At 70.0% G+C, this 23,922-nt stretch carries 22 protein-coding genes and 2 pseudogenes; 11 read left to right on the forward strand and 13 right to left on the reverse strand.

The features are described from left to right. Positions 1–412 (reverse strand): annotated as a pseudogene (gene gltD, locus AOK01_RS44945) (glutamate synthase); the annotation flags it as partial. A 2-nt stretch (positions 413–414) separates the two neighbouring features. Continuing rightward, positions 415–987: pseudogene (locus tag AOK01_RS44950) on the reverse strand (FAD-dependent oxidoreductase); the annotation flags it as partial. Here AOK01_RS44950 and AOK01_RS12620 point away from each other — a divergent pair. Continuing rightward, positions 986–1,273: a hypothetical protein gene (locus AOK01_RS12620; RefSeq protein ID WP_055511070.1), complete on the forward strand. Its 288-nt coding sequence runs from the start codon at positions 986–988 to the stop codon at positions 1,271–1,273. The pseudogene AOK01_RS44950 and the gene AOK01_RS12620 sit on opposite strands and share 2 nt — an antisense overlap. A gap of 15 nt (positions 1,274–1,288) precedes the next feature. On the opposite strand, the gene AOK01_RS12625 is transcribed toward AOK01_RS12620, so the two are convergent. Next, positions 1,289–1,768 carry an anthrone oxygenase family protein gene (locus AOK01_RS12625; protein ID WP_055511071.1) on the reverse strand — a complete coding sequence of 160 codons (480 nt, stop codon included), beginning with the start codon at positions 1,766–1,768 and terminating at the stop codon, positions 1,289–1,291. A 187-nt stretch (positions 1,769–1,955) separates the two neighbouring features. Between AOK01_RS12625 and AOK01_RS12630 the strand changes: the two genes are divergently transcribed. Further along, on the forward strand, positions 1,956–2,597 hold the full coding sequence (locus AOK01_RS12630) for a nucleoside/nucleotide kinase family protein (RefSeq protein WP_190855741.1): 642 nt from the start codon (positions 1,956–1,958) through the stop codon (positions 2,595–2,597). 130 nt (positions 2,598–2,727) lie between these two features. Continuing rightward, complete coding sequence (locus tag AOK01_RS12635; RefSeq protein WP_055511072.1) at positions 2,728–3,156, forward strand: CBS domain-containing protein; 429 nt, start codon at positions 2,728–2,730, stop codon at positions 3,154–3,156. Between the two features lie 50 nt (positions 3,157–3,206). Here AOK01_RS12635 and AOK01_RS12640 read toward each other — a convergent pair whose 3' ends face one another. Continuing rightward, positions 3,207–4,334 (reverse strand): magnesium and cobalt transport protein CorA, encoded by a 1,128-nt coding sequence (locus AOK01_RS12640; protein WP_055511073.1) that lies wholly within the window; start codon positions 4,332–4,334, stop codon positions 3,207–3,209. Positions 4,335–4,543: 209 nt separating this feature from the next. Between AOK01_RS12640 and AOK01_RS12645 the strand changes: the two genes are divergently transcribed. Beyond that, positions 4,544–5,338, forward strand: coding sequence for a methyltransferase domain-containing protein (locus tag AOK01_RS12645; RefSeq protein WP_055511074.1), 795 nt, complete (start codon positions 4,544–4,546; stop codon positions 5,336–5,338). A 15-nt stretch (positions 5,339–5,353) separates the two neighbouring features. Here AOK01_RS12645 and AOK01_RS12650 read toward each other — a convergent pair whose 3' ends face one another. The 5 genes from AOK01_RS12650 to AOK01_RS12670 form a co-directional block, all read right to left on the reverse strand. After that, positions 5,354–6,346, reverse strand: coding sequence for a carbohydrate kinase family protein (locus AOK01_RS12650; RefSeq protein ID WP_055511075.1), 993 nt, complete (start codon positions 6,344–6,346; stop codon positions 5,354–5,356). Next, entirely contained in the window at positions 6,343–7,242 is a 900-nt protein-coding gene (locus AOK01_RS12655; RefSeq protein ID WP_055511107.1) for a pseudouridine-5'-phosphate glycosidase, read from the reverse strand. Before AOK01_RS12655 ends, AOK01_RS12650 begins: the two co-directional genes overlap by 4 nt. 161 nt (positions 7,243–7,403) lie before the next feature. Continuing rightward, positions 7,404–8,630 (reverse strand): formaldehyde dehydrogenase, glutathione-independent, encoded by a 1,227-nt coding sequence (gene fdhA / locus AOK01_RS12660; RefSeq protein WP_055511076.1) that lies wholly within the window; start codon positions 8,628–8,630, stop codon positions 7,404–7,406. A gap of 160 nt (positions 8,631–8,790) precedes the next feature. Further along, entirely contained in the window at positions 8,791–9,345 is a 555-nt protein-coding gene (locus AOK01_RS12665) for a methylated-DNA--[protein]-cysteine S-methyltransferase (RefSeq protein WP_055511108.1), read from the reverse strand. Between the two features lie 93 nt (positions 9,346–9,438). Further along, positions 9,439–10,320: a glycerophosphodiester phosphodiesterase gene (locus AOK01_RS12670; protein ID WP_055511077.1), complete on the reverse strand. Its 882-nt coding sequence runs from the start codon at positions 10,318–10,320 to the stop codon at positions 9,439–9,441. A 277-nt stretch (positions 10,321–10,597) separates the two neighbouring features. Between AOK01_RS12670 and AOK01_RS12675 the strand changes: the two genes are divergently transcribed. The 6 genes from AOK01_RS12675 (at position 10,598) to AOK01_RS12700 (ending at position 19,054) form a co-directional block, all read left to right on the forward strand. Further along, on the forward strand, positions 10,598–11,467 hold the full coding sequence (locus AOK01_RS12675) for an MHYT domain-containing protein (RefSeq protein WP_055511078.1): 870 nt from the start codon (positions 10,598–10,600) through the stop codon (positions 11,465–11,467). A gap of 40 nt (positions 11,468–11,507) precedes the next feature. Beyond that, positions 11,508–13,646, forward strand: coding sequence for an excinuclease ABC subunit UvrB (gene uvrB / locus AOK01_RS12680; protein WP_055511079.1), 2,139 nt, complete (start codon positions 11,508–11,510; stop codon positions 13,644–13,646). A gap of 139 nt (positions 13,647–13,785) precedes the next feature. Then, entirely contained in the window at positions 13,786–14,364 is a 579-nt protein-coding gene (locus AOK01_RS12685; RefSeq protein ID WP_055511080.1) for a TerD family protein, read from the forward strand. Between the two features lie 45 nt (positions 14,365–14,409). Further along, positions 14,410–16,449, forward strand: coding sequence for a TerD family protein (locus tag AOK01_RS12690; protein ID WP_055511081.1), 2,040 nt, complete (start codon positions 14,410–14,412; stop codon positions 16,447–16,449). 311 nt (positions 16,450–16,760) lie between these two features. Then, positions 16,761–17,783 carry a TerC family protein gene (locus AOK01_RS12695; RefSeq protein ID WP_055511082.1) on the forward strand — a complete coding sequence of 341 codons (1,023 nt, stop codon included), beginning with the start codon at positions 16,761–16,763 and terminating at the stop codon, positions 17,781–17,783. 170 nt (positions 17,784–17,953) lie between these two features. After that, entirely contained in the window at positions 17,954–19,054 is a 1,101-nt protein-coding gene (locus AOK01_RS12700; RefSeq protein WP_055511083.1) for a calcium:cation antiporter, read from the forward strand. Positions 19,055–19,063: 9 nt separating this feature from the next. Here AOK01_RS12700 and AOK01_RS12705 read toward each other — a convergent pair whose 3' ends face one another. Next, the gene (locus AOK01_RS12705; RefSeq protein ID WP_055511084.1) at positions 19,064–20,335 is read right to left on the reverse strand and encodes an MFS transporter; all 1,272 of its coding nucleotides are present in this window, start codon (positions 20,333–20,335) and stop codon (positions 19,064–19,066) included. Between the two features lie 234 nt (positions 20,336–20,569). On the opposite strand from AOK01_RS12705, the gene aroQ reads away from it, so the two are divergent. Further along, positions 20,570–21,043 (forward strand): type II 3-dehydroquinate dehydratase, encoded by a 474-nt coding sequence (gene aroQ, locus AOK01_RS12710; RefSeq protein ID WP_055511085.1) that lies wholly within the window; start codon positions 20,570–20,572, stop codon positions 21,041–21,043. A gap of 183 nt (positions 21,044–21,226) precedes the next feature. On the opposite strand, the gene AOK01_RS12715 is transcribed toward aroQ, so the two are convergent. From AOK01_RS12715 to AOK01_RS12725, 3 genes are read right to left on the reverse strand one after another with little or no spacing between them, the layout of a single operon-like run. Beyond that, on the reverse strand, positions 21,227–21,997 hold the full coding sequence (locus AOK01_RS12715; RefSeq protein ID WP_055511086.1) for an amino acid ABC transporter ATP-binding protein: 771 nt from the start codon (positions 21,995–21,997) through the stop codon (positions 21,227–21,229). Next, the gene (locus AOK01_RS12720) at positions 21,994–22,908 is read right to left on the reverse strand and encodes an amino acid ABC transporter permease (protein ID WP_055511087.1); all 915 of its coding nucleotides are present in this window, start codon (positions 22,906–22,908) and stop codon (positions 21,994–21,996) included. The genes AOK01_RS12715 and AOK01_RS12720 overlap by 4 nt, the downstream gene beginning before the upstream one ends. Then, positions 22,905–23,789, reverse strand: a complete 885-nt coding sequence (locus AOK01_RS12725) for an ABC transporter substrate-binding protein (protein WP_055511088.1) — start codon at positions 23,787–23,789, stop codon at positions 22,905–22,907. The genes AOK01_RS12720 and AOK01_RS12725 overlap by 4 nt, the downstream gene beginning before the upstream one ends. Between the last annotated feature and the right edge of the window lie 133 nt (positions 23,790–23,922).

A 23,922-nucleotide genomic window follows, 5' to 3' on the forward strand; every position in this document is an offset into this window, starting at 1 on the left:
GCGGAGCGTGGACGCCGCGAAGAGCCGGGCGTCCGCGTGGGCCTCGGGCGCGATCTCCAGTTCCCGGGCCTCTTCGTGCGCGGCCGACATCCGGTAGATCTTCGGGTACACTGGCCACGGCTCGTAGTTCTCGTCACGCTCCGCGCCGGGCTGCGGGTAGATGTCCAGCTGCGTCACGGACTTCGCGCCCTCGCGTATGGCAGTGCCCAAACAGTCGGCCCCCGTGTCGCCGCCGCCGACGATCACGACGTCCTTGCCCGCTGCGGACAACGGAGACGCCTCCAGGTCCCCCTCGCACACCCGGTTGGCCAGCGGCAGATACTCCATCGCCTGGTGGATACCGCTCAACTCCCTTCCTTCCACAGCAAGTTCACGCCCGGCCGTGGCGCCCACGGCGAGGACGACCGCGTCGNNCTTGAACTCGGGGATGCCGTACCGCATCAGCCCGCCGATCCGGTCGTCCCGCTCGTAGACGGCGACGGTGTGGCCTGCCCGGGTCAGCTGCTGCGCCGCCGCGAGCCCGGTGGGTCCCGAGCCGACCACCGCGACGGTCCGCCCCGTCAGCCGGTCCGGCGGCCTGGGCGGTGCGAACCCGTCCGCCCAGGCCCGGTCGGCGATGGCGACCTCGACGTTCTTGATCGTGACCGCGGGCTGGTTGATCGCCAGCACACAGCCCGTCTCGCACGGTGCGGGGCACAGCCGGCCGGTGAACTCGGGGAAGTTGTTCGTCGCGTGCAACCGGTCGCTCGCCGTCCGCCAGTCGTCACGCGCGACCAGATCGTTCCAGTCGGGGATCAGATTGCCCAGCGGGCAGGCGTCGTGGCAGAAGGGGACACCGCAGTCCATGCACCGGTCGGCCTGCGTCCGGATGATCGGCAGCAGCGCCCCCGGAACGTATACCTCGTCCCAGTCACGGACCCGGTCCTCGACGGGCCGGCGAGGCCACTCCTCGCGGGAGGAATTGAGGAAACCCCTGGGATCGGCCATGGCCGTCTCCCTCACGTACACGAAGGGGGCCCGTACGGTCTCCGCCACCGTCTCCGACGCCATTTCCGGCACCGCATCCGGTACGACACGGCACCGTCTCCACGCCATCTCCGACGCCGTGTCCGATGTGATGTCCGACGTCATCCGTGACGCCATTGATGACACCGTCGTCCGGGCGGCGGGCCGCAGGGCCTGCTGGCAGACTCTCCCCGCCAGGATACGACGGCGCGGCGATTCCGGTGATGCCGAGCGATTCGGTGATGCCGAGCGTTTCCGGCGATGCTGATCGTTTTCGGTGCGCTCAGGTCAGCGCCAGTACGTACGAGACCGTTCCGGCGGCCGAGGCGACCATCCGGACGTGGTTCCGTATGGACCACTCGCTGACAAACGTGGGCCAGTACGCGATGGCCTCCGGTGTGCCGGGGCTCATCCCGGCCAGCTTGTTGTTGCGCGGGACGTTCGCCGCGATCGTGACCCCGAAACAGCCGAACAGATACAGCGCGCTACCCAGCAGCAGTTCCACCGTGCCCTCGTCGGGCCACAGCACGAAGGTGACCACCGCGATCACGGCACACACCGCGGCCGACCCGAGGAACACGAGCATGAAGGCCGGCATCACCGCCGTCACGTTGATCGACTGCATCGCCGCGATGCCCTGCGCCGGCGGCAGCGCGGCCAGTCCCTTCATCACGAACGTCGAGAACGCGCAGAACACCCCGGCCACCAGCCCCGTGCCGAGCACGCCCACCACGGTGAGCACGAAGTACGGTCCCTCGATCATGGCAACTCCCCCGTAGGCCGACCGTCTTGTCAACAACTTCCGCACCGGCTCCCGCACCGGCTCCCGCACCGACTCCCGCACCGTTCCCGGAACCGTGGGGCCGGACGACCCGAACCTCAAGATCCTGCACGGCACTCCCCGTCACCACAAGCACGCGGTCGTCGTCCGTGTGCGCCCGCGCGGCATCATGGGCCGTGTGCGACTCGAAGCGATCACCTGGGACCGGCTCGGCGACCTCATCGCCGAGCGTCTGCTCGACCTGGAGCCGGCCGACGGCAGCCCCTGGCCGCGCGTCGCCTTCGACGGAGCCCCGGCCGCCCGCCCCGGTGACCTCGCCGAACGCGTCGCCGAGGCCCTTCGCCCACGCGGCCGCTCCGCCCTGGTCGTCGGCACGGAGGGCTATCTGCGAGCCGCCTCACTCCGGTTGGAGTACGGCCGGCAGGACGTGGAGACCTACTACGACGGCTGGTTCGACACCGGCGCCCTGTGGCGCGAGGTCTTCGGCCCGCTGGAACCGGGCGGTGACGGCCGGGTCCTGCCCGACCTCCGGGACCCGGCCACCGACCGCGCCACCCGCAGCCCGTACGTGCAACTTCCGCCCGGTGCGGTGCTGTTGCTGCACGGGCCGCTGCTCCTGCGCCACTGGTTCCCCTTCGACCTCGCCGTCCATGTACGTCTCTCACCGGCCGCCCTGCGCCGCCGCACCCCGCAGGACGAGCACTGGACGCTCCCCGCGTACGAGCGGTACGAGGACGAGACGGCTCCGGGCGACACGGCCGACATCCTGGTGAGGGCGGACGACCCACGTCATCCGGCGTGGAACGGCTGAGGCGCGGGGTGCCGGCCGGGAGCCGCGGACTTCCGGATGCGCGTCTGCCCGTACCCGGCGAAAATGTATGGGCCGGGACTTGCGGTGCGTGTCTGTGCCGCGCCGGCCGTCCGGCACCGGGAGGTACTACATGACCACCGCCGGAGACATCATGCACAGCGGCGCCCAGTGGATCCCCGCTCACGAGACCCTGGACCGGGCCGCTCAACTGATGCGCGAGCTCAAGGTGGGCGCACTGCCCATCAGTGACGAGAACGAACGGCTCTGCGGGATTCTCACGGACCGCGACATCGTGGTCGGCTGTGTGGCCATGGGCCACGACCCGGCCCACGTCACCGCGGGTGAGATGGCCCAGGGCACCCCGCGCTGGATCGACGCGGGCGCCGACGTCAGTGAGGTGCTCGGCGAAATGCAGGGACATCAGATCCGTCGCCTCCCTGTGATCGAGAACAAGCGTCTGGTCGGAATGATCAGCGAGGCCGATCTGGCCACGCACCTGACGGACGAACAACTCGCGAGCTGGGCCGAGAGCGTCTACGCGAAGAGCGAGTCACGCTGACGTCGGCAGGCCGTGCCGGACGAGGGACCTGAGACCTGAGACCTGAGACCTCACAACCAACCGTTCCGCTTGAAACCCCGGTAGAGGGTGAAGCACGCGACGGCGATCATGCCGACCGCCAAGGGGTACCCGAACTTCCAGTGCAGCTCCGGCATGTGGTCGAAGTTCATGCCGTAGACCCCGCAGACCATCGTCGGCACGGCGATCAGCGCCGCCCACGCCGTGATCTTGCGCATGTCCTCGTTCTGCGCCACGCTCACCTGCGCGAGGTGCGCCTGCAGGATCGAGTTGAGCAGTTCGTCGAACGCGGCTATCTGCTCGGCGGCCCGCAACTGGTGGTCGGAGACGTCCCGGAAGTAGGCCTGGATCTCCGGGTCGATCACCCGTATCGGCCGCGTCGCGAGATCCATGATGGGCCGGCCCAGCGGGACCACTGCCCGCTTGAGCTCCAGCAGCTCACGCTTGAGCTGGTAGATGCGCCCGGGGTCGGCCCGCGCGCCGTTCGCCGCGAACACGTCCGCCTCGACCTCGTCGATGTCCTCCTGCACCGAATCCGTGACATGCAGATAGTCGTCCACCACATGGTCCGCGATCGCGTGCAGCACGGCGGCCGGCCCCTTGGCGAGCTTCTCGGGGGTGGCCTCCAGTTCCTCACGCAGCGGGCCCAGCGAGCCGTGCCGGCCGTGCCGCACGGTCACCACGAAGTTCCGGCCGACGAACACCATGATCTCTCCGGTGTTCACCACCTCGCTGGTCGAGGTCAGTTCGGTGTGTTCGACGTAGCAGACCGTCTTGAACACCGCGAACAGCGTTTCGCCGTACCGCTCCAGCTTCGGGCGCTGATGGGCGTCCACCGCGTCCTCGACCGCCAGCGGGTGCAGGTCGAAGAGCTCGGCGATGCCCGCGAACTCCACCTCCGTCGGCTCGTGCAGCCCGAGCCAGACGAAACCGCCGTCGGCCTTGCGGACCCGCTCCACCGTCTCGACCAGATCGCGTCCGGCGGGAACCCGGGCCCCCTCCTCGTACGCCACGCAGTTCACCACCGCTGAGCCCAGGGGCGAGCGGGCGGGATGACTCAGGTCGACACGGGCGCGCCGTCGTGTCAGCCGTGCCACCCTGCGGAGACCGCCGACCTTGCTCAGGCCCGTGACCTTCCGCAGATTCACTGCCATGGACATCTGGATCTCCCTGCGTGGATCTCCTCGCGCCGCACTCTGCGCCTTGCTGCGGCCAGTCTGCCAGGATGTTTTGACGGCCGGTCGAGCCTGTGGGAACGGAACATTCCGCTCCGGAACCGCCCGTCCAGTCGAGGGCCGCCGAGTGGGACGCGCTCACGTCGGGAGCGTCGGCCACCAGGAAAAAGCATGACAAATGGGATGATCGGCGCATGATGCGAATCGACGGATACCTCCTCGACCACCGCCAGTCCGACGCGGGACAGCGGTTCGACGCCCTCGCCGCTCTCTTCGATCCCACGACGTTCCGGCACCTCGAACGGCTCGGCATCGGATCCGGCTGGCGCTGCTGGGAGGTGGGTGCGGGCGGCATGTCCGTGGTGTCCTGGCTCGCCAAGCGGGCCGGGCCCACCGGCCGGGTCGTCGCGACCGACCTCGACACCTCCTGGGCGCCCCCGGTCGTCCGCCCGCCGATTCAGCTGCGCGTCCACGACGTGGGCGCCGACGAACCGCCGGGGGAGGGCTTCGACCTCGTGCACGCCCGCCTCGTCCTCGCTCATGTGCCGGACAGGGACCGGGCGTTGCGTTCGGTGGTCAGGGCGCTACGGCCCGGGGGACGGCTCCTGGTCGAGGACGCCGATCCCACACTGCAGCCGCTGGCCTGCCCGGACGAGCATGGGCCCGAGCAACAGCTGGCCAACCGGGTGCGCCACGCGACGCGCGATGTGCTCGCCGAAGGGGGCACCGATCCCGCGTACGGGCGGCGGCTTCCCCGGCTGCTCCGCGAGGCCGGTCTGCGGCAGGTCGGGGCCGACGCGTACTTTCCTCTCACCTCGCCCGCCTGCGGAGCGCTTGAGTCCGAGACGGTCGGCCAGGTCCGGGAGCAGCTGGTCGCGTCGGGCCTCGTCACCGACCAGGACATCGACCGCCACTTGGCGAACGTGGCCGCGGGCGGGATGGACCTGATCACGGCCCCGCTGATCTCGGCGTGGGGACGCAAGGCGTAGCGGCGGGTCGTCGGCCTAGGCCCCTTTCTTCGGTTTCATCGGTTTCCTCTCCGGTTTTCTCCTTGGTTCCTTCTGCGGTTCCCGCTTCGGTCTGCCGCCCACCTGTTCCACCGCCCGGGCCCCGGCCCGGCACCCCTCGGCGGCTGCCTCCCGCGGCCGGCCGCCCCCGAGCAGCGCGGCCAGGAAGGCTCCGGTGAAGGCGTCGCCGGCGCCCGTGGTGTCGACGGGGGACGCCGGTTCCGCCGGGACCCGGGCCAGGATTACCCCCGATCGGGCGACGAGGGCTCCGGCGCCGCCCTGCTTCACCACCACCAGCGGGACGTGACGGCTCAACTTGGCCGCCGCGTCCGCCGTATCGGGCAGGCCTGTCAGCAGACGGGCCTCGTCCCGGCTCGGCAGCAGGACGTCGACCCCCTCGGCGAGCGAGAGGAACCGGTCCACGCCCAGCTCGCTGAGGAACCCCACCGACGCGGGATCCACACTCACCGGCACTCCACGCGCGCGTGCCGACTCCACCGCCACCGACACCAGAGCCCGGCACGGCTCGGAGAAGAACAGATAGCCCGACAGATGCAGCCACGCGACACCGTCGAGCAGCGCGGGCGACCAGTCGTCGGCGTCCAGCCGCAGCGACGCGCCACTGTCCGTGAGGAAGGTGCGCTCCGCCGAGGCGTCCGCGTCCACCAGGCAGATCACCGTGCCCGTCGGCGCCCGCGGGTCCACGACCAGGAGAGGGCGCACCCCGGAAGCCACCAGCTCCCGCTCGTGCCACGCGGCCGAGTCCGCGCCCACCCGGCCGAGGAACCGCACCTCCGGTCCGCCCCGGCGGGCCGCCCAGCACGCGACGTTGGCGCCCGCGCCGCCCGGCACCGTCCGCACGGCGGCGACCGTGTCGGTGCCCGGAGCGAGTGGCCCGCGGTGCCGGGCGACGACATCCGTGATGACGTCACCGACGACCAGGAGGGCCCCGCCCGGGACAGCCTCGAAGGGGCCGCCTGCCTCTTTCACGCCTGTGCCCAGGCCGCCGCGATCCGTCCCGCCAGCCGTACGTTGCCGCGTACCGCCGCCAGATTGGCCTCCAGCGACGCCCCGTCGGTGTGGCGTACCAGGTGGTCGAGCAGGAACGGCGTGACCGCCTGGCCGCTCACGCCCGCCTCCTCGCACGCGTGCAGCGCGTCGGCGAGCACGCGCGCGTGGAGCGCGGGATCCAGTTGCCGGTCCTCGGGCACGGGATTGGCCACGATCAGTGCCGACCCGGGTCCGTCCAGTGTGTCCTGCGCGCGCATCACGGCCGCGACCTCGTCCGGCGACTCCAGCGTCCAGTCCACCGGGTGTCCCGAGTCCGACAGATAGAAGCCGGGAAAGCGTGCCGTGCCGTATCCGGCGACCGCGACCCCCAGCGTCTCCAGGCGTTGCAGGGTCGCCGGCACGTCCAGGATCGACTTCACCCCCGCGCACACCACCGTGATCCGGGTGCGCGCGAGGAGTCCCAGGTCGGCGGACTCGTCCTGCGTAACCGTCCACTCCCGGTGCACGCCCCCGAGGCCACCCGTCGCGAACACCCGTATGCCCGCCTGCGCGGCCAGCAGGGCGGTCGCCGACACCGTGGTCGCCCCGCTGGCGCCGGTGGCGACCGCGAGCGGCAGATCGCGATGTCCCAGCTTGCGGATGCCGTCCTCGTTGGCGACCCGCTCCACCTGCTCCTTGCCGAGGCCCACGTGGGGCCGCCCGTCGAGCACGGCGACGGTCGCCGGAACGGCGCCCTCCTGGCGTACGGCGTCCTCCAGCTCCAGCGCCACCTGGAGATTGCGCGGACGGGGCAGCCCGTGCGCGATGATCGTCGACTCCAGTGCCACCACGGGCCGCCCCGCGGTGAGCGCCTCCCGAACCTCTTCGGACACCATCAGCACGCGCGTGCCTCCTGTCTGTCGGTTCTCCTCTCATCCCTGGCGGCCGACGCGCCCGGCCAAACCCTTGCGACCGCCACAGTGCGACCGCCACGAAGGGGTGCCCACACGCGCGTGGACACCCCCTTCTCCTTGCCCGGCCCTCAGACGGCCGGCCTTCAGACGGGCCGTGTCCCGCCCAGCGACCCATGCGGATCGAGGACGTACTTACGGCTGGCACCCTGGTCGAACTCGGCGTAGCCGCTCGGCGCGTCCTCCAGGCCGATCACTGTCGCGTTGACGGCCTTGGCGATGTGCACCCGCTCGTGGAGGATCGCCTTCATCAGTCCGCGGTGGTACTGCATCACCGGGCACTGACCTGTGCTGAGACGGTGGCTCTTCGCCCATCCCAGACCGAGCCGCACCTTGAGCGTGCCGGTCCGCGCGTCCTGGTCGACCCCGCCGGGATCGTCCGTGACGTACAGGCCCGGAATGCCCAGGGAGCCGCCCGCGCGCGTGAGGCCCATCAGCGAGTTGAGGACCGTGGCGGGCGCCTCGGGAGCGTCGGAGCCGTGCGCCCGCGCCTCGAAGCCGACCGCGTCGACGGCGGCGTCCACCTCCGGCTCGCCCAGGATCTGCTCGATCTGCTCGCCCACGTCGCCCTGGCTGACGTCGACCGTCTCACAGCCGAAACTCCGGGCCTGTGCGAGACGTTCGGCATTGAGGTCGCCGACGATGACGACGGCCGCGCCGAGCAGCTGCGCCGATGCCGCGGCGGCGAGACCGACCGGACCCGCCCCGGCCACGTACACCGTCGAACCGACCTCGGTACCCGCGGTCACCGCACCGTGGAAGCCGGTCGGGAAGATGTCCGACAGCATGGTCAGGTCGAGCAGCTTCTCGCGTGCCTGGTCCCGGTCCGGGAACCGCAGCAGGTTGAAGTCCGCGTACGGAACCATCGCGTACTGCGCCTGGCCGCCGACCCAGCCGCCCATGTCGACGTAGCCGTACGCCGCACCGGGGCGGGCCGGGTTGACGTTCAGACAGATGCCCGTCCTGCGCTCCTTGCAGTTGCGGCACCGTCCGCAGGCGATGTTGAAGGGCACCGAGACGATGTCCCCGACCTCGACGAACTCGACGTCCGGGCCCCGCTCGATGACCTCTCCGGTGATCTCGTGCCCGAGGACGAGTCCCTCCGGCGCGGTCGTACGGCCGCGCACCATGTGCTGGTCACTGCCGCAGATGTTGCTGGCGAGCACTTTCAGGATGACTCCGTGCCGGCACGTGCGGCCGACGTTCGCGGCGGCCACTCCCGGTCCGTCCTGCAGTTCGAGCGTCGGGTAATCGATGGTCCTGACTTCCACCGCGCCCGGCTTGAGGTACGCGACTGCCCTGTTCCCGCTCATACGTGATCGCCGTCCCTTCGGCCCCCGTGACTTCGGATGCCCGTGGCTGTACGTGTCGCGGAGTCTGCTCCCGCCGAAGCGTTCCGGCCAGCCTTCGCGCGGGCACCGGTACGGCACGTCACGGCGGGGGAATCCTGCCCCGGGCGAACAAGGGCGTCTCTCAGAACAGCGGCTCGGGCAGTACACCCTCCAGCGCCAGCAGCTTCCGCTTGGTCTCCACGCCGCCCCCGAACCCGCCGATGCCACCGTCCCTCTCCACGACCCGGTGGCAGGGCACGACGACCGGCAGCGGGTTGGATCCCATGGCCGTTCCCACCGCCTGGGCCGCACCCGGCTGGCCGACCCGCCGTGCCAGGTCGCCGTAGCCCACCACCGCCCCGAACGGCACGCCCGACGCCAGCTCGCGCAGCACCTGACGGTTGAACCCCGAGATCAGGGACCAGTCCAGTGGCAGTTCGAAGTCGCGACGCTCGCCCGCGAAGTACGCCGCGAACTGACGTATCGCCTCGGCCAGCAGCGGGGACCGCGGTGCTTCGACGGGCACGGTGGCGAACCGCGATCCGAGCCGCTCCAGCGCCTTGTCGCGCACCGCGTCCGTGGCGTGGAAGACGACGCTGACCAGGCCCTCGCCGGTCGCCGCCAGCAGCAGCGGGCCGATGCCGCTGTCGACGACGGCCCACACCACCCGCTGCTCGTTCTGCCCATGGCTGTTCATGCGCTCCACGGTACGGCGCACCACTGACAACGCCGGTGGCGCGGACGCTCGCAGGCGTCCGCGCCACCGGTGACGGGCTGTCGGGCAGGGTCCTCAGTCCTCGCGGAGGGCCTCCCGCACCACGTCCGGCTTGTTCGTGATGACGCCGTCCACACCGAAGCCCGCGACGCGCCGCGTGTCCTCCGGGGTGTCGACGGTCCAGGTGGAGATCTCCAGGGGCTTGCCGTGCGGTCCGTCGAGCGCGTGGATCGCGGCGACGTAACCGAGGGAGATCGTCGTGTGCGACGAGTTGATCTGGTCGGCGAACTGCGCGTACGCGGGCAGCTCCGCGACCGACGGAGTGCCCAGGAAGCCCGTCTTGATGTCGGGCCGCAGCGCGTGCACCGTACGGATGCTGTCGGCGTCGAAGCTCTGGATCACCAGCTTGCTCCGTACCCGGGCCGGGCCCAGCCAGCCCTCGTTGCTGAGGACCTTGAGGGTCTCCTGTTCGATGCCCGGGTACAGCGCGGGGTTCTTGATCTCAAGGACGAGCTTCTGGTGGTTGTGCGAGACGCGGTTCATGTACTGCTTCAGCGTCGGCACGCGCGCGCCCGTGTAGCGGGGGCTGAACCAGCTGCCCGCGTCCAGGCGCGCGATCTCCGCGGCGGTGAAGTCCTTCACCTTCCACGGGGCCCGGTCGGGGAAGACCTCCTCCACATCGGTCGTACGGGTCAGGCTGTCGTCGTGGATCACGACGAGCTGACCGTCCTTGGTGCGCTGGACGTCGTTCTCGACCCAGCGGAACCCGAGACGGGCCGCCCGGTCAATGGCGGCGAGCGTGTTCTCGGGAGCCTGGGCCGAGGCTCCGCGATGTGCGATGACCAGGGGATGGTCGCTGTTCACGGCGGCCGGAGCGGCGTGAGCGGTGGAGATGGGGAGAACGACGGCGGCTCCCAGGAGCGCGGTGGTCGTGGCGGCGGCAGCGCGCGCGTGCATGCGGACTCCTTGCGTCTGCGATCACGGACCGTTCCAGAGTGACAGCAGTGGGTCAACATCAGGGGGGTGCAGGATGGCCACAAATTGAATGGAGTTGCCCAAGTCCGATCACGCGTGCCGCACAACTGGGGTGAGGCCGTGATTCTTTGCCGGAAAATCGTTCGACCGTTCAGGTGCGAGTCATACTCTCTGCGACAACCCTGGTCGCCACGGCGATCCCGGGGCGGGGGCATTTCACGGAATTCCGGGATGTAACAGGGCGGAAGGGCAACCGCGGATGCAGGGCACGGTCGACGGATTCAGCTACGGACTCGTCACGCCGCTCGTGGCGTACTTGATGGCCTGCCTCGGCGGAGCGCTCGGTCTGCGCTGCACCACGAGGTCGATGCTCGTCACCCGTTCCTGGCGCCCCGGCTGGCTCGCCCTCGGCTCGGCGGCGATCGGCTCCGGCATCTGGACCATGCATTTCGTCGCGATGATGGGGTTCTCCGTCCAGGAGACCCCGATCCACTACGACAGGCTCATGACCTTCGCGAGCCTCGGCGTGGCGATCGTCATGGTCGGCGTCGGGATCTTCATCGTCGGATACCGGGGAGCCTCCGGAACGGCCCTGTTCACCGGGGGCACCATCACCGGTCTGGGCGTCGCTTCGATGCACTACCTGGGTATGGCCGGAATGCGTCTCAACGGCAAGCTGGAGTACAACACCCTCACCGTCGCCGCCTCGGTCGTCATAGCCGTCGCCGCCGCGACCGCGGCCCTGTGGGCGGCGGGACAGGTCCGCGGCTTCCTGTGGAGCGTGGGCGCGAGTCTCGTCATGGGCCTCGCCGTCAGCGGCATGCACTACACGGGGATGGCCGCCCTCAGCGTCCATCTGCACGGTGCCGCCGCCACCCCCTCGGGGGACTCGCCCGCGGCCCTGCTGGCCCCCCTGATGATCGGCCCGCTGGCCTTCCTGCTGCTGGCCGGCGTCGTCGTGATGTTCGACCCGCTGATGGTCATGGGCAAGCCCGACTGGAGCCCCGCCGAGCAGAAACCCGGCATCCCGGCCCACCCGGTCCACCACCACACCGGTCTGCGGCACGTGCCCGGCCCGCGCACCCGCACCCGCCACCACGGAAGCTCCCGCACCCCGCAGAACCGGTGAGCGGACCCCGTTGTCAGTGCGGGGTCGTACGGTTGATTCCATGCGGCCCGTATCGAAGATCGAACGCACGGTGGCGCCTTTCGAGGTCGTCAGTTCCTACCAGCCCAGCGGCGACCAGCCCGCTGCCATCACCGACCTTGAGCGGCGCATCCTCGCAGGGGAGAAGGATGTCGTCCTCCTCGGCGCGACCGGCACCGGCAAGTCCGCGACCACCGCGTGGATGATCGAGAAGCTGCAGCGCCCCACCCTCGTGATGGCGCCGAACAAAACGCTGGCCGCCCAGCTGGCCAACGAGTTCCGCGAGCTCCTGCCGAACAACGCGGTCGAGTACTTCGTCTCGTACTACGACTACTACCAGCCCGAGGCGTACGTCCCCCAGTCGGACACCTACATCGAGAAGGACTCCTCGATCAACGAGGAGGTGGAGCGACTGCGCCACTCCGCCACCAACTCGCTGCTCACCCGCCGCGACGTCGTCGTGGTCGCCTCGGTCTCCTGCATCTACGGCCTGGGCACGCCGCAGGAGTACGTGGACCGCATGGTCAACCTCAAGATCGGCGACGAGATCGACCGCGACGACCTGCTGCGCCGCTTCGTCGACATCCAGTACACGCGCAACGACCTGGCGTTCACCCGCGGCACCTTCCGCGTCCGCGGCGACACCATCGAAATCTTCCCGGTCTACGAGGAGCTGGCCGTCCGCATCGAGATGTTCGGTGACGAGATCGAGGCCCTCTCCACGCTGCACCCGCTCACCGGCGAGATCATCACCGACGACCAGCAGCTGTACATCTTCCCTGCCACCCACTACGTCGCGGGGCCCGAGCGCCTGGAGCGCGCCGCCAACGACATCGAGAAGGAGCTGGGCGAGCGCCTGTCCGAGCTGGAGAAGCAGGGCAAGCTCCTTGAGGCCCAGCGCCTGCGCATGCGCACGACGTACGACCTGGAAATGCTCCGCCAGATCGGCTCCTGCTCCGGTGTCGAGAACTACTCGATGCACTTCGACGGCCGAGAGCCCGGCTCCCCGCCGAACACGCTGCTCGACTACTTCCCGGACGACTTCCTGCTCGTCATCGACGAGTCGCACGTCACGGTGCCCCAGATCGGCGCCATGTACGAGGGCGACGCCTCCCGCAAGCGCACCCTCGTCGACCACGGCTTCCGGCTGCCCTCGGCACTGGACAACCGTCCCCTGAAGTGGGAGGAGTTCCAGAAGCGCATCGGCCAGGCCGTCTATCTGTCGGCGACGCCGGGCAAGTACGAGCTCTCGCGCGGGGACGGCTTCGTCGAGCAGATCATTCGCCCCACCGGCCTCATCGACCCCGAGGTCGTGGTCAAGCCCACCGAGGGCCAGATCGACGACCTGGTGCACGAGATCCGCAAGCGCACCGAGAAGGACGAGCGCGTCCTGGTCACCACGCTCACCAAGAAGATGGCCGAGGACCTCACCGACTACTTCCTCGAAATGGGCATCCAGGTCCGGTACCTGCACAGTGACGTCGACACCCTGCGCCGGGTCGAACTGCTGCGGGAACTGCGCGCCGGCGAGTACGACGTCCTCGTCGGCATCAACCTCCTCAGAGAGGGCCTCGACCTGCCCGAGGTCTCCCTGGTGTCGATCCTCGACGCCGACAAGGAGGGCTTCCTGCGCTCCGGCACCTCGCTGATCCAGACCATCGGCCGCGCGGCGCGCAATGTGTCCGGTCAGGTCCACATGTACGCCGACCGGATCACCCCGGCGATGGAGAAGGCCATCGAGGAGACCAACCGCCGCCGGGAGAAGCAGGTCGCGTACAACACGGAGCGGGGCATCGATCCGCAGCCCCTCCGAAAGAAGATCAACGACATCGTGGCGCAGATCGCCCGCGAGGACGTCGACACGGAGCAGCTGCTCGGCTCGGGCTACCGCAGGCCGTCGGACGGCAAGAGCGCCAAGGCGCCCGTGCCCGCCCTGGGGTCGAAGGCGGACAAGGGAGCCAGGTCCGCCAAGGGCAAGGGCAAGGCAACCGTGCCGACCGACCGTCCCGCGGCGGAGCTGGCGGAGCAGATCGAGGAGATGACGGGGCGGATGCGCACGGCCGCCGCGGACCTGCAGTTCGAGATCGCGGCGCGGCTGCGCGACGAGGTCTCGGAGATGAAGAAGGAGCTGCGGCAGATGAAGGAAGCCGGTATCGCCTGACGCCGGTGCAGCGCGCTGTGTTGCAAGACCGACACAAAGTGTGCACCGGTCTTCGGCGCTGTCAGTGGCCCTGCGTAGGGTTGCTGGTCAACCGCAGGATTCTGCGGCAACAGGGGACAGTCCGAGAGGGGAACAGCGCGTGACGGTCAACATGACCAAGGGTCAGGCCATCAGTCTGCAGAAGAACGACGGGGGCACGCTGACCGCGGTGCGCATGGGGCTCGGCTGGCAGGCAGCCCCGCGACGTGGCCTGTTCGGTTCTCGTACCCGCGAGATCGACCTCGACGCGTCCGCCGTGCTGTTCGCGGACAAGCAGCCCGTCGACGTGGTGTTCTTCCGTCACCTCGTCAGCGACGACGGCTCGGTGCGGCACACCGGTGACAACCTCGTCGGCGGTGTCGGCCAGGGCGGTGACGACGAGGCGATCCTTGTCGACCTCGCGCGCGTCCCGGTCCACATCGACCAGATCGTCTTCACCGTGAACTCGTTCACGGGCCAGACCTTCCAGGAGGTGCAGGACGCGTTCTGCCGTCTGGTCGACGAGACCAACGGCGAGGAGCTGGCCCGGTACACCCTGGCCGGCGGCGGGCAGTACACCGCGCAGATCATGGCGAAGGTCCACCGTGCGGGCGCGGGCTGGCAGATGACCGCCCTCGGTACGCCTGCCAACGGCCGTACGTTCCAGGACCTGATGCCGGCGATCCTGCCGCACCTGTAGACAGCCCGGCGCCCGGCGCACGAGTACATGGGGGGAACGAAGGCGATGACGGCTGAGCTGGTCCGGGGGCAGAACCACCCGCTCTCCCAGGCGCGACTTGAGATCCGGGTGTCGGCCGGCAAGCCGATCGTGGCCGGGGCAACGCTCTGTGACGAGAAGGGCAAAGTGCACGGTGTCGAGTGGGTGGCCCACCCGGGCTCACCCACTCTGCCCGGCATGGAGGTGTCCAAGCAGGCGGCGGCCGACCACCGGCTCGCGTGCGACCTGGACGCCCTGCCGGAGACCGTGCACCGGGTCAGTGTGCTGCTTGCCCTGCCGTCGGGAGTGGGCGGTCCGGTGCGGTTCGGAGCCGTCGCCGCTCCCTTCGTGGCGGTCACCGGACTCGACGGCTCCGAGATCGCCAGCTACACGGTCACGGGGCTCGACGCCGAGTCGGCCGTCGTCGTACTGGAGCTCTACCGCAGGCAGGACGCCTGGAAGGTACGAGCCGTGGGCCAGGGCTACGCGGGCGGCCTCGCGGAGCTCCTCGCCGACCAGGGCCTGTCCCAGGCCCAGCAGCTCGCGGGCAGCATCAACGAAGCGGTCGTCCAGGGCCTCGCGCGCTCGGTGGCCGCACCACCGCCGCGTACGGCCGAGGGCGACCGCTCGCGGCACGCCGCGGCACCCGCGCTGGGACAGGACCAGAGCGGCTCGACATCCCCGGGCGCGCCGGACCAGGTGCCCCCGCAGCACGGACACCCCGGGGGGCAGGGATCCGCGACACCCGGCGCCGGACCCGGCGGGCCGCAGTCCAACTACCCCGCGGCGTCCGCACCGCAGGACCCGTCCGCCGTCACGCAGTCCGGCGGCCCCGGAGCAGGCGGCCCCGTCAACTACAGCCACCCGGGCCGGCAGGCCGCCGCGCCGCCTCCGCCCCCGCCGACCGCGCCCCCTGCCCGGCCGGGCCAGCCCGCTCAGCCCGTGGCGGGCGACGCGACCGGCTGGTCCATGGAGGAGCGCCTGTACAACCAGGTGTGGGGCATGTTCGAGGACCTGGCCCGCACCGCCGCCGCGTACCGCAGCGCGGTCGACTTCGCCGAGTCGCGCATGGAACAGGAGCTCGACAAGGTCCTGTCCGACCCACGCAGCCGGATCGGCGGCCAGGGCGACGCCGCCCGCGAGGCGGCCCGCGCCAAGCACGCCGAGCTGGTCGACCGGGCCAAGCAGGTACTCGACCGCGACCTCGCCCAGCTCACCGCCGAGGCCGAGGTCGTCGAGCCCGCGCTGCCGCCCGCGTTCGCCGGCTGGGACAACCCCGCCTGGCACGGCTACCGGGTGCCGATGGAGATCCCCATGGCTCTGCGCCTGGGCGACCTGCACCTGCCCGAGAGCGCGGACCTGAGCATTCCGATGCTGGTGCGGCTGCCGCTGGAGCGCGGCCTGTGGATCGACAGCGGCAGCACGGGGTCCTTCGACGGTTCGATCGCGGACTCCGACGAACTGCGCCGCCTCGCCATGGACACGGCCGTGGCCCACGCGGCCCGGCTGCTCGCCGTCTACCCGGCGGGCGAATTCTCCGTGCATGTCATCGACGCGGCGGGCTCCGCGACCTCGGCCCTCCTGCCGCTCGTGAGCACCGGCGTGCTCGCCGGCCCGCCCGCTGTCGGCGCCGCGGGGGTGAACGACGTGCTGGCCCGGCTGACACAGCGCGTCGACCTGGTGCAGATGGCGATCCGGGGCGGTGCGGCCGACTCACTGCCGTCCGACCTCGACCCGGCCGAGCAACTGCTGATCGTCAACGACTTCCCGCACGGCTTCGACGACCGTGCCGTGACCCGGCTGCGCTACCTCGCGGACGAGGGCCCGGCCGTCGGTGTGCACCTCATGCTGGTCGCCGACCGGGAGGACGCCGCCGCCTACGGGCCGCTGCTCGACCCGCTGTGGCGGTCGCTGCTGCGGCTCACACCGGTACCCGACGATCACCTCGCCGACCCGTGGGTCGGGCACACGTGGACCTACGACCCCTCCCGTGTTCCGCCGGACAGCCAGGTGCTCCAGCACGTCCTCACCCAGGTCGCGGCCGCCCGCCGCTCCTGGAACCGCTGAGGGCCGCCGTGGCCCGTCCGCTGAGCCCTCCCTCCGCTTCCCCATGAGTTAGTCAAATCCTCTGACCAGGGAACTTGGCCTTTGCTTTACCAATCTCTTTACCTTTCCTTGGTGATTGGGTACTGTTGTGGGTGCGGAGGGGAGTACTCCCTGACTACTGCGGCGCACCCGTCAATACGGATCTGACAGGATCCCGGGGCGTCGGCCCGAATCACACCGGGCGCATCGCGCGCCCCGGACACATCGGGTGGAAGAGACCTCCGGCAGCGACGACGCTGACCCTTGCCGTTACGTACTGCCGGAGGCGCGCAGTGGATGTTTCCATGACCCTTTGGGTCCTGACGATCGTGGGCCTGGCAGCCCTCATCGCGGTCGATTTCTTCATCGGCCGCAAGCCGCACGACGTATCCATGAAGGAAGCCGGCATCTGGACGGTCGTCTGGATCGCCCTGGCCGGCCTGTTCGGACTCGGACTGCTTCTCTTCTCCGGCGGCCAGCCCGCCGGTGAGTTCTTCGCCGGCTTCATCACCGAGAAGTCCTTGAGTGTCGACAACCTCTTCGTCTTCGTCCTGATCATGGCGAAGTTCTCGGTGCCCACGCAGTACCAGCAGCGTGTACTGCTGGTCGGTGTGCTGATAGCCCTCGTCCTGCGCGCGATCTTCATCGCCGCGGGAGCCGCGATCCTCGCGAGCTTCGCATGGGTCTTCTACATCTTCGGCGCGTTCCTCATCTACACCGCGTGGAAGCTGATCCAAGAAGCCCGCGCGGACGACGAGGACGAGGAGTTCGAGGAGAACCGGCTGCTCAAGGCCGTCGAGCGCCGCTTCGGTGTCGCCGACCGCTACCACGGCACCAAGCTGTGGATCCAGCAGAACGGCAAGCGGGTCATGACCCCGATGCTGGTCGTCATGCTCGCGATAGGCACCACCGACGTCCTCTTCGCGCTCGACTCGATCCCTGCGATCTTCGGCCTGACGCAGGACCCGTACATCGTCTTTACGGCCAACGCGTTCGCGCTGATGGGGCTGCGGCAGCTGTACTTCCTGATCGGCGGACTCCTCAGGAAGCTGGTCCACCTCAGCTACGGCCTGTCGGTCATCCTCGGATTCATCGGCGTCAAGCTCGTGCTGCACGCGCTGCACGAGTCCGGCGTCCATGTACCGGAGATATCCATCCCGGTCTCCCTCGGCGTCATCTGCGCCGTCCTGGTGGTCACCACGGTCACCAGCCTCATGGCCTCCAGGAAGCAGGCGGCCGAAGAGACGCGGGAGACCGGAGGAGTCCAGAAGGCCGAAGGGTCCGAAGGCTCCGAGAAGGACAGCATCGACGTCTGACCGCGTCGGACGCGGGAGCCCAGCGTCACCGGGAGTCCACGTCCCCGGGGGCGGTGGTCGGCGCTCCGCCGACCACCGCCCCCGGTGCTTGCCCCGTGCGCTGAACGCTCCACGGCTCGGGGACGCCCCGCCGGAGTGCGAGGCACGAGCGGGCCTGCGACGATCGCTGCATGATCGTTCGGCTTCGGTCACTCATGACGCAGTGGACGGCCGTCGTGCCCGTGATCGCGATCGTCCTGCTGGCCCTCACCTGGGGCCGTGATCTGCCCGGCGTGGTCGTCGCCCTGGTGACGCTGGTGCTGGCCGGCGCGGTGCTGGCCGCGGTCCACCACGCCGAGGTGGTCGCGCACCGGGTCGGCGAGCCCTTCGGTTCGCTGGTCCTCGCCGTCGCCGTCACGGTCATCGAGGTGGCGCTGATCGTCACCCTCATGGCGGACGGCGGGGACAAAAGCTCCACGCTGGCCCGCGACACCGTCTTCGCGGCCGTGATGATCACCTGCAACGGCATCGTCGGCCTCAGCCTGCTCGTCGCCTCCCTGCGGCACGGCCTGGCCGTCTTCAACGCGGAGGGCGCCGGCGCCGCCCTCGCGACCGTGGCGACACTGGCGACGCTCAGCCTGGTGCTGCCGACCTTCACCACCAGCAAGCCGGGGCCGGAGTTCTCCACGGCGCAGCTCACCTTCGCCGCCCTTGCCTCGCTCGTCCTGTACGGCATGTTCGTGACCACGCAGACAGTGCGGCACCGCGACTACTTCCTGCCGATCACCCGACAGGGCGAGGTGATCGACGAGGACGACCACGCCGACATCCCCTCCTCCAGGACCACGTTGATCACCCTGGGACTCCTCGGCCTGGCCCTGGTCGGAGTGGTCGGTCTCGCCAAGGGCGTCTCGCCCACCATCGAGTCCGGCGTGCAGGCGGCCGGGATGCCGCACTCCGTGGTCGGCGTGGTCATCGCTCTGCTCGTCCTGCTCCCCGAGACGATCGCCGCACTGCGCTCCGCCCGCCGTGACCGCGTACAGACCAGCCTGAACCTTGCCCTCGGCTCGGCGATGGCGAGCATCGGCCTGACCATCCCGGCCGTGGCCGTCGCGTCCATCTGGCTCTCCGGGCCACTCGTCCTCGGCCTGGGCGCCACCCACATGGTGCTGCTCGCCCTGACCGTCGTGGTCGCTTCCCTCACGGTGGTCCCCGGCCGGGCGACCCCGCTTCAGGGCGGGGTCCACCTGGTGCTGTTCGCGGCGTATCTGGAGCTTGCGATCAATCCGTAGCTGTCCAGCTCAGCCCGTGACCGGTTCCGCCGTCACCGCCTTCACGGGCCGTGTCTCCGGGAGCAGCGCGAAGCATCCGGGGCTGAGCAGCGCGATGCCCGTCAGATAGGCGGCCACGCCCCAGGGCACCCGCCCGCTCTGGTCGGCGATCGCCGTCGCCACGATCGGGGTGAGCGCGCCTCCGAGCACCCCGCCCAGGTTGTAGCCCACCGCCGCGCCCGTGCAGCGCACCCGCGGTTCGTACAGCTCCGGCAGATACGCGGCGATCACGGCGAACATCGTCACGAAGGCGATCAGCGCCACCAGAAAGCCGAGGAACATCAGCAGCGGTTCGCCCGTCGACAGCAGTGCGATCATCGGGAACATCCACACCGCGGCGCCCGCGCAGCCGGCCAGGCACAGGGGCCGCCGTCCGTAACGGTCGCTCAGGACAGCCACCAGCGGAGTGAGCGCGCCCTTCACCACGACGGCCGCCATGATGCAGGCCAGCATGACGGTACGGCTCACCCCGAGCCGCTCGGTCGCGTAGGCGAGGGACCAGGTCGTCACCGCGTAGAACAGCGCGTACCCGACCGCGAGCGCCCCCGCCGTCAGCAGCACGAGTCGCCAGTGGCCGCGGACCACTTCGACGAGCGGTACGCGCGCGTGCTCCCGCAGTTCGAGGAACCGCGGGCTCTCGGCGAGCGAGGAGCGCAGCCACAGCCCGGCCGCGGCGAGCACGCCCGCCGCCCAGAACGGCACCCGCCAGCCCCAGGCCGCGAACTGCGCCTCCGAGAGCGTCGCCGACAGCGCCAGCATCACGCCGTTGGCGAGGACGAAGCCCAGCGCCGGACCGATCTGGGGGAAGCTCGACCACAGTCCGCGACGGTCGGCGGGCGCGTGCTCCGCGGTCAGCAGCACCGCCCCGCCCCACTCCCCGCCGAGCCCGAGCCCTTGCAGGAAACGCAGCACGAGGAGCAGCGCGGGAGCGGCCGTACCGATGGAGTCGTACGTCGGTACGCAGCCGACCGCGACGGTCGCGGCGCCGGTCAGCAACAGGGAGGCGACGAGCACGGGCCGCCGTCCGTGCCGGTCCCCGATGTGGCCGAACAGGACCGAGCCCAGGGGCCGCGCCACGAACCCGACCCCGAAGGTCGCGAAGGCGGCCAGCGTCCCCGCCACCGGCGAGAACGTGGGGAAGAACAGGGGACCGAGGACGAGCGCGGCCGCCGTCCCGTAGACGAAGAAGTCGTAGAACTCGATGGCCGTCCCGGCGAGCGCGGCGGCCGCGAGCCGCAACATGGAAGGGGGACCGGAAGGGGGATTTACTGTGCGTACACGATGCATGCCGCGTCAACTACCCACGGTCACCAGGGGTTACGGGGGCGCGCGGGGGCCCAGGGGCTTCAGTGCATCACCGTGATGCGCCGGGCAGAGCGGTGGGCAGGGCACAGGCCGTCCCGGTGTCCGCGCACCGTGATAAACCGGGTCAGCGGTCCTGAACGGACCGGCCCACCCGATCGGACCGGAGGAACCGTGCCCCGCACCCTCGCCAGCGCCCCCATCATGATTCTCAACGGCCCCAACCTGAATCTCCTCGGCCAGCGGCAGCCGGAGATCTACGGTTCGGACACCCTCGCCGACATCGAGGCGTTGTGCGCCAAGGCGGCGGCCGCGCACGGCGGCACGGTCGACTTCCGGCAGTCCAACCACGAGGGGGAGCTGGTCGACTGGATCCACGAGGCACGCCTCGGCCACTCGGGGATCGTGATCAACCCGGGCGCCTACTCGCACACCTCCGTCGCGATCCTGGACGCGCTCAACACCTGTGACGGCCTGCCCGTGTTGGAGGTCCACATCTCCAACATCCACAAGCGCGAGGAGTTCCGGCACCACTCGTACGTCTCGCTTCGTGCCGACGGGGTCATCGCGGGCTGCGGTGTGCAGGGGTACGTGTTCGGGGTGGAGCGGGTCGCGGCGCTGGCGGGGACGGGGCGGGCGCAGGCCTGACGACCACGGGTGAGAGGCCGGGTGAGTCGCCACGCGAGAGCCGCCACGGGTGAGCGGTCACACGTGAGCGATCACCGGTCACCGATCACCGGCGGTCAGGCGGTCGGGCGGTCGGGCGGTCGATGTCAGTGGCGGGTGCCACCATCGACACATGACCTCGCGCATGACCTGTCCGATGACCTCTCAGAGCCGTCCCGCCTCCACGATCCGTCGCAGAAAGCGTCGCGTGCGCTCCTCCCGCGGCTCGCCGAAGATCTCCTCGGCCGTGCCGCGCTCCAGCACGACCCCGCCGTCGAGGAAGCAGACCTGGTCCGCGACATCGCGGGCGAAGCCCATCTCGTGCGTGGCCAGCACCATGGTCATGCCGTCGTCCTTCAAGTCCCGGACGACGCCCAGGACTTCGCCCACGAGCTCCGGATCGAGGGCGGCGGTGACCTCGTCGAGGAGCAGCAGGCGGGGGCGTACGGCCAGGGCGCGGACGATAGCGGCCCGTTGCTGCTGGCCGCCGCTCAGCCGGTCGGGATACTCGTCGGCCTTGGCGCCGAGCCCGAGCCGGTCGAGCAGCTCGCGGGCGCGTGCCTGTGCCTCCCCGCGGTCCATGCCGTGCACGCGGCGCGGGGCGAGCGTGATGTTCTCCATGACGGTCATGTGCGGGAACAGGTTGTACGCCTGGAAGACCACGCCGATGCGGCGGCGCACCGCGTCCTGGTCGGTCCGCGGGTCGGTGATCTCCTCGTCGTCCAGCCAGATGGCGCCGTCGTCGATCTCCTCCAACAGGTTCGCGCAGCGCAGCAGGGTGGACTTGCCGGACCCCGAGGCCCCGATCAGCGCCGTCACCGTGTGCGGAGCGACCTCCAGGTCGACGTCGCGCAGCACGACCGAACTGCCGAAGGTCTTGCGGACGGCCTCCATACGCAGCACGGGGGCGGCGGAGTCCGTGGTCGCCCGGCTCATATGGTTCCTCCCTGTGCCTGTCGGCGGTCCATCCGCGCCGTGACCCAGTCCGTGAATCGGGTCATGGGAATGGTCAGTGCGACGAAGACCAGTCCCGCGACGATGTACGGCGTGTAGTTGAGGCTGCGGCCCACGATGATGTCCGCGGCACGTACGGCGTCGACCGCGCCGCCGATCGAGACGAGTCCGGTGTCCTTCTGCAGCGACACCAGGTCGTTGAGCAGCGGCGGCACCTGGCGGCGTACGGCCTGGGGCAGGACCACGTACCGCAGTGCCTGACGGTTGCTCAGCCCGAGCGAGCGCGCCGCGGCCCGCTGCGAGGGATGCACCGACTCGATGCCGGCGCGGAACACCTCGGCGACGTACGCCGAGTACGTCAGCGTGAGCGCCGTGCCGCCCAGCAGCACCGGATCGACCGTGATGCCCTGCAGCCGCAGCGCCGGAACGCCCAGAACCACGATCATCAGGTTGATGATCAGCGGCAGGCCGCGGAAGAAGTCGGTGTACGCGGCGGCCAGCGCCCGAAGGGGGAAGAAGACCGGACCGCGCAGGGTGCGGGCGACGGCGATCAGCATGCCGAGTACGAGGACCGCCGCGCCGCACACGAGCAGCAGCCGGACGTTCAGCCACAGACCTTCCAGAACCTTGGGGAACGCCTCGCGCGCGTACCGCGCGTTGAAGAACGTCTCCTTGGCACGCGGCCAGCCGGGTGCGTTGACGACGACGAGGTAGAGGAGGACACCGGTCACCAGAGTGGAGAGCGCGGCGATCGTGGTCGCGCGGCGGGCACGCGAGCGCTTGTGGCGCTCACGCTCGATCCGCCGCCGCGACGGGACATACGGATCGTGTGCGTCGCCCTCGGCAGGCCCTTTGCCGGGTCCCTCGCCCGACTCCGCCTTCACGACGGTCACTTGAGTACCGGCGCGTCGACGGCGTCGGACAGCCACTGCTTCTCGATGGCGGCGAGGGAGCCGTCTTCGCGCAGGGCGTCCACGGCGTCCGTCACGCACGAGGTGAGCGCGCTGCCCTTGTCCAGCACGAGCCCGAACTGCTCCGGTGCGCCGCCCTGGTTCTCGAACTGCCCGACGATCCTCGCGTCCGTGACCTCGGCCGCGGTGATGTAGAACGCGGTCGGCAGGTCGACCACGATGGCGTCCACCTGACCGTTCTTGAGCGCGGACTTGGCCTGGTCGTTCTTCGCGTACGCGGCCGGTGCCCGGGTCGGCTTCACCACGTCGTCGATGTAGTCGAGGCTGGTCGTGCCGACCTGCGCGCCCAGCTTGACGCCCCTGAGGTCGGCGATGCTCTTCGCCCGGGCGGCCTTGGAGTCCTTCAGCGCGATGACGGCCTGGCGCACGTCGTAGTAGCCGGACGAGAAGTCGACGGCCCTCTTGCGTTCGTCGCTGATCGACACCTGGTTGATGTCGAGGTCGAAGGTCTTCTCGCCGGGCGCGAAGGCCTTGTTGAAGGGCACGGTCTGCCAGACGACGTCACCCTTGTCGTACCCGAGCTGCTTCGCCACGGCGTACGCGACGGCCGACTCGAAGCCCTTGCCGTTGGCCGGCTTGCCGTCCGTGAACCACGGCTCGTACGCGGGCTCGTCCGTCGCGACGGTCAGCTTGCCGGAGGTCTCGGTGTCCAGCTTGCCCTTGGCGCACGACGCGCCGGAGGGCTTGTCGGCGGCCTTGTCCTCGGGGTCCTCGGGCTGCGGGGCACAGCCGACGGCGACGGCGAGCAGAGCGACGGTGGCGGCGGACAGAGCCCCGCGCAGGGTGACTTGGGCAGGATGCATGGCGGGAGAGTGGCAGTGCGCGGGCCCGGCTGTCGAGGTCACAGCGACAACTGTCCGCATAGTGGGAACGGGTGTTGCAATGCTGTGAACTGGTGTGACATCAGCGGCGATTCACGTGTCCACCGGGCCGAAC

The organism is Streptomyces aurantiacus (genome assembly GCF_001418335.1).
GTDB lineage: Bacteria > Actinomycetota > Actinomycetes > Streptomycetales > Streptomycetaceae > Streptomyces > Streptomyces aurantiacus.

Bases quoted from the DNA above. Each gene is read 5' to 3' on its own strand.
- AOK01_RS12620 (WP_055511070.1), top strand. From the start codon at position 986: ATGGCCGTCTCCCTCACGTACACGAAGGGGGCCCGTACGGTCTCCGCC.
- AOK01_RS12625 (WP_055511071.1), bottom strand. From the start codon at position 1,768: ATGATCGAGGGACCGTACTTCGTGCTCACCGTGGTGGGCGTGCTCGGC.
- AOK01_RS12630 (WP_190855741.1), top strand. From the start codon at position 1,956: ATGGGCCGTGTGCGACTCGAAGCGATCACCTGGGACCGGCTCGGCGAC.
- AOK01_RS12635 (WP_055511072.1), top strand. From the start codon at position 2,728: ATGACCACCGCCGGAGACATCATGCACAGCGGCGCCCAGTGGATCCCC.
- AOK01_RS12640 (WP_055511073.1), bottom strand. From the start codon at position 4,334: ATGTCCATGGCAGTGAATCTGCGGAAGGTCACGGGCCTGAGCAAGGTC.
- AOK01_RS12645 (WP_055511074.1), top strand. From the start codon at position 4,544: ATGATGCGAATCGACGGATACCTCCTCGACCACCGCCAGTCCGACGCG.
- AOK01_RS12655 (WP_055511107.1), bottom strand. From the start codon at position 7,242: ATGGTGTCCGAAGAGGTTCGGGAGGCGCTCACCGCGGGGCGGCCCGTG.
- fdhA (WP_055511076.1), bottom strand. From the start codon at position 8,630: ATGAGCGGGAACAGGGCAGTCGCGTACCTCAAGCCGGGCGCGGTGGAA.
- AOK01_RS12665 (WP_055511108.1), bottom strand. From the start codon at position 9,345: ATGAACAGCCATGGGCAGAACGAGCAGCGGGTGGTGTGGGCCGTCGTC.
- AOK01_RS12670 (WP_055511077.1), bottom strand. From the start codon at position 10,320: ATGCACGCGCGCGCTGCCGCCGCCACGACCACCGCGCTCCTGGGAGCC.
- AOK01_RS12675 (WP_055511078.1), top strand. From the start codon at position 10,598: ATGCAGGGCACGGTCGACGGATTCAGCTACGGACTCGTCACGCCGCTC.
- uvrB (WP_055511079.1), top strand. From the start codon at position 11,508: ATGCGGCCCGTATCGAAGATCGAACGCACGGTGGCGCCTTTCGAGGTC.
- AOK01_RS12690 (WP_055511081.1), top strand. From the start codon at position 14,410: ATGACGGCTGAGCTGGTCCGGGGGCAGAACCACCCGCTCTCCCAGGCG.
- AOK01_RS12700 (WP_055511083.1), top strand. From the start codon at position 17,954: ATGATCGTTCGGCTTCGGTCACTCATGACGCAGTGGACGGCCGTCGTG.
- AOK01_RS12705 (WP_055511084.1), bottom strand. From the start codon at position 20,335: ATGTTGCGGCTCGCGGCCGCCGCGCTCGCCGGGACGGCCATCGAGTTC.
- AOK01_RS12715 (WP_055511086.1), bottom strand. From the start codon at position 21,997: ATGAGCCGGGCGACCACGGACTCCGCCGCCCCCGTGCTGCGTATGGAG.
- AOK01_RS12725 (WP_055511088.1), bottom strand. From the start codon at position 23,789: ATGCATCCTGCCCAAGTCACCCTGCGCGGGGCTCTGTCCGCCGCCACC.